Origin of the sequence: Novosphingobium sp. (genome assembly GCF_036733805.1) — a bacterium.
In the GTDB taxonomy this organism is placed as follows: domain Bacteria; phylum Pseudomonadota; class Alphaproteobacteria; order Sphingomonadales; family Sphingomonadaceae; genus Novosphingobium.
Map to the genome: position 1 here is coordinate 26093 of NZ_DAIMZT010000014.1, position 12105 is coordinate 38197.

Consider the following 12105-nt stretch of genomic DNA (forward strand, 5'->3'; position numbering starts at 1 on the left):
AGACGGCAGCATTCGCGTTCCAAATACCGGCCCAGGACCTGGGAGCCGCCTTGCGCGCTTTTGCCCGCGTCTCGCGGTCACAGGTCGCATTCGATGCCGCGAGCGTGCGCGGCCGCAAATCGCATCGCCTCGTCGGATCGTTTCCGCCCGAGGTGGCCTTGGAGAAGTTGCTTTTCGGTACGGGCTTGGGTTTCGTCCGCTCAAGCGCCGATGTTTTCATTATAAAACTCTTGCCCAGCCGCGCAAAATCACCCCCGACCCCGCAGGCTGTCCAAGTGGCGGTGGAGGTGGAGCGGCCTTCGGAAATTATAGTCACTGCGCGCAAGCGAGAGGAGCGGGCGGTCGATGTTCCCGTCGCTCTGTCGGCGGTGCGCGGACGACAGCTGGAACAGCGTGGCGCCCGCGCAGTAACCGATTTCCTTCAGGAATTTCCCGGCGTGGGAAGTTACGATCGCGGCAGCGGCTTGCTGAAGTTGACGATTCGCGGTGTTTCAACCTCCCTCGGCGCCAATGAGAACGGTTATTATCTCGACGACATGCCGTTCACGGGCGTGACGGTTCCGCTATCCCCTGATGTCAGGGCGTGGGACCTTGATCGCATAGAGGTTCTGCGCGGTCCGCAAGGAACTCTATTCGGAGAGGGATCGCTTGGCGGTACGGTGCGGATTCTCACCAAGGACGCCGATCTCGACATTTGGGAGAGCAAAGGCGATGCCTACCTCTCGACAACGGATGGAGGCGGCACGAACCGGGGTATCAAGGGAGCCTTCAACGCGCCGATCGTGCCGGGGATGCTCGCTGTGCGCGTTGCCGGAACGGACGAGCATTTGCCGGGATGGGTTGATAACGATGCGACCGGTGGACACAATCTCAACGATCAGACCTTCAAGACCTACCGCGCGAAGGCTCGGTTCAATCCCACGGAGCGGTTGATCATCAACGGGAGCTACTGGTTTTACAAGGGAACATTCCCTGGCGGCGATTCCACCGCCACGGATGCGGGGCAGCAGTCTCGGGCAACCGTGCTGGCGTCTAGCGTGAAATACGGCCTTGCGGGCCTCAGCGCTCTATACGATTTCGGCAGCGCCCGCGCCTTTTACGGTTATTCTCACAGTCGGTTCGACTTGCCGCAATCCGGCCCCGCCGCTGGCGGGCACCTTGACACTAGGACGGGTATCACGGTCGATGCGCATGAGGCGCGGCTGGCGTCCACCAACATCCAGCCATTGCAGTGGACCTTCGGCGCATATCTGCGGGATGCCAGTCGCGATGACAGTCTTCAGTTTCCGCTATTCGACGTCGACAACACGAGCGCGGTGACGAGCAAGGCACGCGCGGTGTTCGGGGAGATGACTTACACTATCCCATTTGCGCCGGTCGGCCTCACGGTGGGTCTGCGGTATTATCATGAACATCTTCGCGGCATTGAAACCAATACCGGTGTGATGACCGTTCAGCCGGATGGAAATTACCACAGTTGGAATCCCCGATTTTCCGTGGCGTGGCATCCTCGGAAGGACTCCACTGTCTATGTCAGTGCAGCAAAGGGCTTCCGGGGAGGGCAATTGCAGCCCACCGTGGCTGTGGCGCTGGCCCGGCCATTCGGCATCGCCTTGCCCGATATCCTCGCTCAGGATTCCATCTGGACCTACGAGATCGGCGGGAAAGCCGAGTTGCTCGACAAACGCCTGACGTTGGAGGCCGCCGCCTATTACAGTGATTGGAAGAATGTGGCCGTGCGGCTCCCTCTGGGTGACACGGGATATAACGGCCTCGTCAATTCCAAGGGCACGCGCATGAAGGGCGTTGAACTGAGTATTGCAAGTCGGCCCATTCCGGCACTCTCGTTCATGGCGAGCGGTTCTTATACCGACGCCACGTATGCCGCGCCCGTGCCTGGGACTGGCATTCGAGCCGGCACAGCGGTGGAAGACGTAGCAAAATTCACGGCCGGCGCGTCAGCCGAGTATCGAAAAGCCGTCAATGAAACACTATCAGGGGTCGCCCGCGTAAGTTGGCAGCACAGCAGTCCGCGTCGCTTCGCTTCGTTTGCCGGTTATCGGCCGGGCGATCGGATTGATCGCATTGATGTGCGGTTCGGTATCGAGGCGGAGCGATATTCAATTTCCCTCTTCGCCGACAACGTCACGAACGAACACGGGGCCGAGAGCTTTCGAACGGTTCAACAGATCGCGCCGAATGAACTCGACGTAGTGGCAAATCGCCCGCGCCCGCGCACCCTGGGTATCGAGCTCAGTTTCCTCGTGCCCGGCGATCGATGAAGGCGCCGCAATGCCACGGAAATGTCCTCGGATTGAAATTTTTTTGTAACGTGAACTGTCCCTCGGGTGCTCACGCGCGTCATGCCTCTCAAGCATAAAGGGAGGCATTACCATGAGGCTTATCAATTACACCTGCTCGGTGATGGCGATTTTGGCCGGGCTCATGCCGGGGGTGGTTCTTGCTCAGGATAGCGCAGCAGGTCCCGCCGTTTCGAACCCGGATGAAATTCTCGTCACAGCCCGCAAGCGTGAAGAACGCGCCATCGATGTGCCGATCGCCATTTCCGCGGTCAGCGGCGATACGCTGGAAAAGCGAGGCGCGCAAAATCTGGCGGACTTCCTTCAGGAAGCGCCGGGCGTGGGCATCTACGATCAAGGCAATGGTATTTCGAAGATAACGATCCGCGGTATTTCGACGTCGCTGGGCGCGAATGAGAACGGCTATTATCTCGACGATCTGCCTTTCACGGGCGTAACGGTTCCGCTGTCTCCCGATGTCAGGGCCTGGGATCTCGACCGCGTGGAAATCCTGCGCGGCCCGCAGGGGACGCTGTTCGGTGAGGGGTCCATGGGTGGTACGGTGCGCATCCTTACCAAGGCCGTCGATCTTGACGATTGGGAAGCGAAGGGTTCGGCCTATCTGTCCGGAACCGAGGGCGGCGGCACTAACGAGGGGATCAAGGGCGCGTTCAATGCGCCGATCGTACCGGGAGTCCTCGGCGTTCGCGTAGCGGGCACGGGCGAGCACTTGCCGGGCTGGGTCGATAACGATGCGGCCGGTGAGCACAATCTCAACAGCCAGACTTACACGACTTTCCGGGCGAAAGCCCGCTTCGACCCCACGGAGCGGCTGTCCATCAATGGCAGCTACTGGTTCTATAAAGGCAATTTCCCCGGTGGCGGCTCCGCCGCGACGGACGATGGCCAGCAGTCGCGCAGTTCGGTTCTTTCCAACAGCGTCAAATACCGCCTTTATGGGATAACGGCGCGTTACGATCTCGGCGGCGCGGAAGCGTTCTATGGTTATTCGCATAGCAAGTTCGGCTTGCCCGAAGCGGGGCCGTTGTTGGGCGGTATCCTGAATGCCACCATCGACATCAAGGTTGATGCGCACGAGGCGCGATTGGCGTCGAAGGGCACCGGTCCTCTCCAGTGGACGATCGGCGGTTACCTTCGGGACGCCAAACGCGACGACGGTTTCGTTTTCGCTCTATTCGGGATCAACAATACCAGCCAAGTGACCAGCAAGGCGCGCGCGCTTTTCGGTGAGGCCACATATACGCTGCCGTTTGCCCCGATCGATGTCACGGCAGGGCTGCGTTATTATCACGAGCACCTCTACGGTTTTGAAACCAATTCCGGCGTCGTGACCAATCAGCCGGGCGACATTTACAAGAGTTGGAACCCCCGCTTTTCGATCGCTTGGCATCCCGAACGAAATTCCACGATCTATGTCAGCGCGGCCAAGGGCTTTCGCGCCGGTCAGCTGCAACCGACCATCGCTGTCGCGCTCGGTCAGCAATTCGGCATCCCGCTTCCGCCCGCACTCGCGCAGGATTCCATCTGGACGTACGAACTGGGCGGTAAAGCGCAATTGTTCGGCCGCCTGCTTACGCTGGAAGGCTCACTTTATTACAGCGACTGGAAGGACGTGACCGTCCGCATTCCGATCGGGGCCACCGGATTTAACGGTCTCATCAACTCGAAGGGGACTCACACGAAGGGTGTCGAGCTAAGCGCCACCCTTCGTCCCGTGGACGGTCTGACACTCATGGCGAACGGCTCCTATGTCGATGCGACTTATTCCGGCTCGGTGCCGGGAACGGGCATCGTTGATGGCGCGGCGGTGGACGACATTTCCAAGTTCACAGCTAACGCTTCCGCCGATTATCGCGCGCCGATTTCCGAGAAGGTCACCGGGTTCGGTCGGGTCGGGTGGGAGCACAGCAGCCCCCGCCGCTTCAACTCTTTTCCGGGATATCTGCCTGGTGACAACATCAACCGAGTGGACGCGCGGGCCGGCGTGGAGATGGCGGGGATTTCCCTCGCGGTATTCGCCGACAACTTGACCAATGACAATGGCGCGACGAGCTTCCGCAGCGTTCAGCCGCTCGGTCCTGGCGATCTCGACATCACCTCTCCTCGCCTGCGGCCCAGGACTTTCGGGATCGAGTTGAGCGCCACGTTCGGCGGTCCCGCCCGTTAAGGAGTTTGCGGATAATGCACAAGACACTGCTTGCAGCGCTGCTTCTCGCGACCGCGGGAGGCAGCGCTGCCCAGGAGACCGCGCTCGATCCCGGTCGTCCCGGAACCCCGGTGCTGCGTGGTGCGCCGGATCGGCCTTTGACCGATCCGCGCAGTCTCGTTTCGCCGGCGAGGGAAGATGCAGGCCCGGTGCCGATCCCGGACCTGTTCTTCACCCGCTCCAGCTATTTCGCGACCTGGACACCGGACGGGCAAGTGGTTCTGTCAACGGATATCACGGGGCGCATAAATCTCTGGCGCGTTGCCGGAAGCGGAAGTTTCCCGCTTCAACTTCAGCAATCGGAGAATAAGACCTTCTATCCTGCGGCAACGCCGGACGGAAAGGCGATCCTTTATGCCAGCGATGTGGACGGGCGCGAGATCTACGACATCTACTCTATTCCAGCGAACGGTGGAGCGCCCGTCAACCTCACCGCATCGGTCGACGTCTCAGAGACGGGACCGTTCGCGATAAGTCGGGATTCACGGTTTCTGGCCTTCAACCGCCGTGTCGCGAGCGAGCCCAGCACAAACGTCGCGGTGATGTCTCTCGAAGACAAGAAAGTCCGCCTGCTCACTCAAGAGAAAGTGCCCGGCACTTACTGGTACGCCCGCGCCTTTAGCCCCGACGGCCGCTTCGTTTACGCGAACAGGACGAATGCCGGGCAAACCGAAAGCAGCGTCTGGCGGATTGATGTGGCCAGCGGAGTGGCCGCCAAGGTCGCTGGAGATAAGGGGCATCCTTATGAATCCGCTGGAGCATTGTCTCCTGACGGAAAGATGCTCACGCTAACGAGTGAAAACGCCGCCGGATTGCGCCAGGCGGTGATGCTTGACCTTCTGAGCGGTGCACGAACTTTCATGCAGCCCGGCGGCTGGCCGCAGGAGGGGGGTGCTTTTTCTCCCGACGGTAAGACAGCGCTCGTCATAACGAACGCCGATGGCCGCGATGAAATCCATCTATTCGACCTTGCCGGTGAGACTGCTCGCCGACTGCCTTTGCCGGAGGGGAGGGCCAGCGACTACTTCGGTACGATGCCCGCATTCTCGCCCGATGGTAAGGCTCTGCTTTTCCCCCATTCCTCGGGTAGCTCTCCGTTCGATTATTGGGTCTTCGACCTCGCCGGCGGCAGCGCCAAGCGGCTGACGAATCTCGGCCTTGCCAGCATCAATGCCGATGCTCTGCCGCGAACCAGCATCGTGCGTTACAAGAGCGCGGACGGGACGGTGGTGAGCGCCGTCCTTTGGATGCCGTGGAACCTCAAGAGAGATGGGTCTGCGCCGGTGGTCGTGCTGGCTCACGGTGGCCCAACCGCGCAGACTTATGACGAGTTTGAGCGAACCGCGATCGCCCTCGCAAGCAGAGGCTACATGGTCATTGCGCCAAACGTTCGCGGCTCGACCGGCTATGGACGCGCCTTCGAGGCGGCGAACCGAGGGGATCTTGGCGGCCGTGACCTGGAAGACGAGGCTTGGGCCGCCAAGTTCCTCGTGGCTTCCGGTTACGCAGATCCGAAAAAGATCGGCATAACCGGCGGTTCCTACGGCGGCTTCATGACTGTCATGGCCGTGGCCCGCATGCCAGAGTTCTGGGCCGCGGGCGTCGAGCAATATGGGATAGTCAACTGGAACACGATGTGGGAGCGCGGTTCGCCGGCTCTGCGCGAGTATCAGCGCGGCCTGATCGGCGATCCAGTGAAAGACAAGGATGTGTACGCACGGGTCAGTCCGCTCACATACTTGCGGAACACCAAGGCGCCGCTTCTTGTGCTTCAGGGGGCGAACGACATCCGGGTGCCCGCGTACGAGGCTGAGCAGATCGTCAACATCCTCAAGGAAGCGGGCAAGACGGTGGACTCGAAGGTTTATGCGGAGGAGGGGCATGGCTTTATGCGGCGCGAAAATCAGATCGATGCCGCCGAAAGGACCGTGGCCTGGTTCGATAAGTATCTGAAAGGGACAAACAATGCGCGGTAGTCTTGCGCTGGCGCTGGCGCTGGCGCTGATCGCCATTCAGCCAGCATATGCGGAGACGGCTGAGGGCAGCAACGCGGTGATGCAGGAGGCAGAAGCCCAGGACCCTTATCAGTGGTTGGAGACTCCCACGGACGCACGTGCGCTCGATTGGGCCCGCAAGCAGACCCAGGAGGCAAAGGCGAAGATCGCGGCGATGCCTGAACATGCCCGGATCAGCGCTGAACTGAAATCCGCGCTGGCCGCATCGGACTCGGCGCCCAACTTCATGCTGGCGGGACCATATGCGCTGAAGCTCCAGCGTTCGGTGGCTCACCCGCATGGTGTGTTGTCGGTCAGTCGCCGCGGTCCGGACGGAACGCCGGGTGCGTGGCGGGATGTCCTCGATGTGGATGCCCTGAATGCGGCGGAGGGCAAGTCTTACGAACTTCGGTTCGGTGCGATGTCGCTCGATTGCGATCCGGTTGCTTACAACCGGTGCATTCTCCAGCTTTCCCCCGCTGGAGCCGATGATGTGGAGCTGCGGGAATTTGATCTGGCCAGCGGACAGTTCGTGCCCGATGGCTTCCGCACGCCCGCGAGCCGGGCTTTTGCGGTCTGGCTCGATTCAAATACCCTGTTGCTGCAGCATACTGCCGAAGGTGCGGCAACTTTGCCTTCGGGCTGGGCGAGGGCGGTCTACCTCTGGAAGCGGGGAACTCCGCTGTCGTCTGCGAAAATCGTTTACACGGCGGAACCGACCGATTCACTGATGTTGCTTGCCGCGACTGGAAAAGGCGCGGATCGGGTTGGCATCATCATGAAAGCGATTGATTATTCCACATTCGAATATTTCAGTGTTCGGTTGGACGGCAGCACGCAGGCACTGCCGCTGCCACGTAATCTGAAGATGGGATATCCCGTCGCCAATGGCGGCAGAGTCTTCGCGCAACTCGGGAAGGAAGCCACGGTCCAAGGCAAGGTCGCGCCCGCCGAAAGCATCGTCGCTTACGATTTCAATCCCTCGGTGGCGCCGGACAAGCGGCTGTCCGTTGCGTATAGACCCGAGAAGGATGAGTTCGTCACTGATGCTTTTATGGGCATGGCGCCGACAAGAAGCGGCCTGAAGATCGTTCTCAACAAACGAGGCGTTCAACAGCTGACCGACTTGAAGGCAGGCACTGACGGCTGGGTGGTGGCGCGCGGCAAGCCGGAACCGATCGGCACCAACATTGGCTTCGATACGGTGGATCCGGCTGGCGATGCCGTGGTCTTGAAGCGCGCCGGCTATCTCGTCCCGAACCGCGTCGAATTGGTAAGCGCGGGAAAGACCACCACGCTGTTCAGTGAGAAAGCGGCGTTCGCCGCCGACAAGTTCGTGGTCGATCTCAAGAGCGCTACGTCCAGGGATGGAACACAGGTCGATTATTATCTGCTTCGCCCCAAAGCGGCGGCCAAGTCCACCCCCATGCTGATGACCGGCTACGGCGCCTTCGGTATTAGCACGACGCCAGAGTATCTCGACCATGGCGTGGGCGGCAAATCGCTCGTAATCTGGCTCAATCGCGGAGGCGCGCTCGCGGTGCCGCTGATCCGTGGCGGCGGTGAACGCGGCGAAGCCTGGCATCTGGCCGCTATCCGTGAAAAGCGCGAGAACAGTTATGACGATTTCGCCGCCGTCACGGAGGCGATCATCGCCAGCGGCTTCACCACGCCCGATCGCATCGGTGTGTTCGGAATGTCCAACGGTGGGCTGCTTTCCGCCGTGATGGGCACTCGCCGACCGGATATCTATGGCGCCATTGTCAGCGACGTTCCGCTTACTGATCTTGTCCGTCTTTCGTACATGGGTATGGGCGCGGCCTGGACCAACGAGTACGGTGATGCCAAGGATCCGGAAATGCTGGCCGCTATTACCCACTATTCGCCGTATCAGAACGTGGTGAAGGGCAAGAAATACCCGCCCTTCATGCTTTCAGTGGCCACATCTGATAATCGGGTTGGTCCCGGTCATGCCCGCAAACTGGCCGCCAAGCTGGAAGAAGCGGGGGCTGCCGTTTACTACCTTGAAGATCAGGAAGGCGGTCACGGCGTCAGTGACCCGCTCAGCCGTCCCGATCTGATGGCCGATCGAATGACGTTCCTGGTCCACACGCTAATGAGCGCGAACTAGACGTGCATTTGGAATGAGGCGTTCTGGCGAGCGAAAGAGTCGCGGGTGTGCAGGCGCCCGGGTCCATTGGGGCCCTGGCGATCGAACAGCGATTATAGATCGAGCACCAGCCGGTCTGACTTGGAGCCCGAGCAGCACACCATCATGGTCTTGCTCTGCCGCTTTTCCTCATCGCTGAGGATCATATCCCGGTGATCCGGAACGCCTTCGATAACCCGCGTTTCACAGGCGCCGCAGATGCCCTCTTCACAGGAAAAGGGCACATTGACGCCATGCTCGGTGAGCGCTTGCAAAATAGTCTGGCCAGGATTGATCCTGATTTCGGCTCCTGACTGGTTGAGAACCACGACAAAACCGCCTTCGGTTGCGCTCTCCACATCGGCGTTGAAATATTCGAAATGAACACGATCGCTGCCGAGGCCGCTGACTTGTGCGCCCGCGCGAAATGCGTCCAGCATGCCTTTCGGGCCACAGCAATAGACGTGGGTATCGCCGCTCAGCGCGGCAAGCGTTCCCTTCAGATCGAAAAGACCGTCCCGGTCGTCGTAGTGTGAAATGAACTGGCCGACGCCGTCCGCTTCCAATTGCCTGATCTCATTCACCAGTGCGGCGCGTTCCTCATTTCGCGTGCAGTAATAGAGGCGCCACGGTTTGCCGACCTGATTGAGCCTGGCTATCATGGGGAGAAATGGGGTGACACCGATCCCTCCAGCGAAGAACACCGACATCGCGGCATCTTCCGCCAGTTTGAAATTATTGCGCGGTTTGCTGATGTCGATGATCTGGCCGACGCGCAGCTTGTCATGCATGTAAGTGGAGCCGCCGCGACTGTTGGCATCGCGAGCCACGGTCAGCCGGAAGCCCAGTCTTTGATCGTACCCGTTCGACAGGGAATAGCTGCGCATCATGCCGTTGGGCAGATGAACGTCGATATGGCTCCCCGGATCGATCCCGTCCGGCAATGCAGCGTCCAACGGATGCAGCGTGAATGAGAGGATATCCTCAGCCGCGAGTTCGATCGCGACAATACGGGCAGGAAACAGTGGTTCGGTCATCCTCGGCCTATCAATATTATATGGGGGTCAAAATCCGGTTGTAGATGAAATGCCGCCATTGGAGGTCTTCCTGATAGGATCAAGAAGACGGGATCGCAATATAAAGTTTCCATGGAAACAAATGGGCCAACGTTCCTGCCAGGGAGCGAAAGCCGGCCCTGATCGATATCGTCCAGCTCAAGAGGGGCAAGATAGTTGCGGTTCTCTCAGAGGCCAGGGAAGCGGTTATTCGACATCTGCGTCTAAATGGGGCGCCTTTTGATCTTCCGCTGGCCGACGCTGCGGCAGATTGCGATAGGTCTTGACCTGTCTGTTCGTCTTCCTTCAAGCAGGGTGATCGTCGTTGTTGGAAAGGGTTATCGATGCCTCGGCCGAAAGTGGCCTATTCCAAGATACATGCCGGCCACATTGCCGCGTCGCTGAGGCGTGAACGACCGGACCTGGATCAGGTGGATTATCTATATTTGCTTTATGCGCAGCGCGTGGGGCGGATCATTGATGCCGTGCATGACAAGCATTGTCGCAAGGACTTTGGCATCAGCAGCGCGGAAATGCGGGTGCTTTTCGCGCTTCGCCGTGCCGGGTCACCTTATGCGTTGCGCCCGACCGAGTTGTTCCGTTCGCTGCTCGTCACCTCCGGCGCGATCACCAAGCAAGTCGATCGGCTTGTTCTTGCCGGCTACGTCGATCGCCAGCCGGGGCCGGAGAAAAGCGGCGGCTCCCTCATCCGCCTGACTGACAAGGGCTTTGCCGCTGCGGACAACGCCCTTACCGCTCTGGCCGATTCCTCCGTCGTCCCCCACTCCGCGCTTACCGCCGAGGAACGACAAACCGCGCTGCATATCCTTGAGAAAATACTCCTTCATCTGGAGGAACACCTCGATGTGGACACGGACTAAGAACGGCCGCCGATCACCGGCACTTACTGAAAAATCTTTCCGGGGTTAAAGAGGTTTTTGGGATCGAGGGAGGTCTTGAGAACTTTCATCAGCTCGACTGTTTCGCCCAATTCCTTGACCAGCCATTCCTGCTTTCCGATCCCGATCCCGTGCTCCCCAGTGCAGGTTCCCTCCATCGACAAGGCGCGTTCTATGATGTTCGCGTTGAGGCGTTCCGCTTCTGCCCGCTCGGTCTCGCTGTTGGGGTCCAGCACGAAAATCACGTGGAAGTTGCCATCGCCCACATGGCCTACAATGGGAGCAGGTAGGGTGGATGCACGCAAATCCGCCTTGGTTTCCAATATGCATTCGGCAAGGCGGCTGATGGGTACGCAGACGTCTGTCGTCCAGCCGACGCATCCGCTCCTGAGATTGACCGCAGCGTAATATGCCTCATGCCTGGCGCGCCACAGTTTCGATCGCTCCTCGGGCCTCAGTGCCCAGCGAAAGGCGTGCCCTCCATTTGCCATCGCCAGTTCCTCGACCAGTGTAATCTGTTCCTGGACACCACTGATGCTGCCATGAAATTCGAAGAAAAGAGTAGGAAGCTCTGCCTCCGCTAGCTTTGAACGCAAATTGACTGCTCGTATCTGAACTTCGTCCAGCAATTCCACGCGGGCCAAAGGCACTCCCACTTGTATCGCCTGCACCACAGTAGCAACTGCGCCTTCCAGGGTTCCAAACCCGCACGTGGCTGCGGAAATCGCTTCCGGGATAGGATGTAGACGTAGCGCGATCTCGGTGATGATGCCTAGCGTTCCTTCCGCCCCGATAAACAGGTGCGTCAAATCGTAGCCTGCGGCCGATTTGCGCGCGCGCCGTGCGGTTCTGATGTCTCTTCCATCAGGAGTGACGACGCGCAGAGACAGGATCGCCTCGCGCATCGTCCCGTAGCGGACAGCATTTGTGCCCGAGGCCCGCGTTGATGCCATCCCGCCTATCGTCGCATTGGCGCCGGGGTCGACTGGAAAGAAAAGGCCCTTGTCTCGCAAATGGTCGTTGAGTTGTTCGCGCCGGACGCCGGCTTGGACGACGCAGTCAAAATCCTCGTGGTTGACGGCGATCACCTTGTCCATCCGAGACATATCGACACAGACGCCGCCAAAGAGAGCCGTGGTTTGCCCTTCCATGCAAGTGCCTGCGCCATAGGGGATCAACGGTACGTCTAAGCGATTGCAGAGCTTCACCAGTTCGATGACTTCTTCCGTCGAAAAAGGGAAAACGACTGCGTCGGGCGGCAGATTAGGATAGTGGCTTTCGCTTGCTCCGTGGTGCTTTCGGGCAGGAAGCGCCAGGATAGCTCGCTCCGCAAAAATCTGCTCAAGCCCTTCAATGAAGGCGGATGGCAAGGGTTTGGCGATCTGCTGAATGGGCAGATTCATCGATTTGACCTTCCTTGGCCTAGCGCGATCGGCCCATGCAGATCGACCAACTCTCGACGGGCACAATAGTTATCCGAA

The 12105-nt window shown here is 59.7% G+C and carries 7 protein-coding genes; 5 read left to right on the plus strand and 2 right to left on the minus strand.

Annotated features, from left to right (window positions below; all coding sequences use genetic code 11):
- Positions 1 to 50 precede the first annotated feature (50 nt).
- The 4 genes from V7D69_RS05520 (at position 51) to V7D69_RS05535 (ending at position 8652) form a co-directional block, all read left to right on the plus strand.
- Positions 51 to 2282 (plus strand): TonB-dependent receptor, encoded by a 2232-nt coding sequence (locus V7D69_RS05520; RefSeq protein ID WP_333605281.1) that lies wholly within the window; start codon positions 51 to 53, stop codon positions 2280 to 2282.
- Between the two features lie 112 nt (positions 2283 to 2394).
- Complete coding sequence (locus tag V7D69_RS05525; protein ID WP_333605282.1) at positions 2395 to 4488, plus strand: TonB-dependent receptor; 2094 nt, start codon at positions 2395 to 2397, stop codon at positions 4486 to 4488.
- Between the two features lie 14 nt (positions 4489 to 4502).
- Positions 4503 to 6503 carry a S9 family peptidase gene (locus V7D69_RS05530; protein WP_333605283.1) on the plus strand — a complete coding sequence of 667 codons (2001 nt, stop codon included), beginning with the start codon at positions 4503 to 4505 and terminating at the stop codon, positions 6501 to 6503.
- On the plus strand, positions 6493 to 8652 hold the full coding sequence (locus V7D69_RS05535) for a prolyl oligopeptidase family serine peptidase (protein WP_333605284.1): 2160 nt from the start codon (positions 6493 to 6495) through the stop codon (positions 8650 to 8652). Before V7D69_RS05530 ends, V7D69_RS05535 begins: the two co-directional genes overlap by 11 nt.
- A gap of 92 nt (positions 8653 to 8744) precedes the next feature.
- Here the strand turns inward: V7D69_RS05535 and V7D69_RS05540 are convergent, their stop codons facing one another.
- A complete protein-coding gene (locus V7D69_RS05540; RefSeq protein WP_324063286.1) occupies positions 8745 to 9707 on the minus strand; it encodes a PDR/VanB family oxidoreductase in 963 nt (320 codons plus the stop codon).
- Positions 9708 to 10069: 362 nt separating this feature from the next.
- Here V7D69_RS05540 and V7D69_RS05545 point away from each other — a divergent pair, with 362 nt between their 5' ends.
- The gene (locus V7D69_RS05545; protein ID WP_324063288.1) at positions 10070 to 10606 is read left to right on the plus strand and encodes a MarR family winged helix-turn-helix transcriptional regulator; all 537 of its coding nucleotides are present in this window, start codon (positions 10070 to 10072) and stop codon (positions 10604 to 10606) included.
- A 23-nt stretch (positions 10607 to 10629) separates the two neighbouring features.
- Here the strand turns inward: V7D69_RS05545 and V7D69_RS05550 are convergent, their stop codons facing one another.
- A complete protein-coding gene (locus V7D69_RS05550; RefSeq protein WP_333605285.1) occupies positions 10630 to 12027 on the minus strand; it encodes an FAD-linked oxidase C-terminal domain-containing protein in 1398 nt (465 codons plus the stop codon).
- Positions 12028 to 12105: the final 78 nt, after the last annotated feature.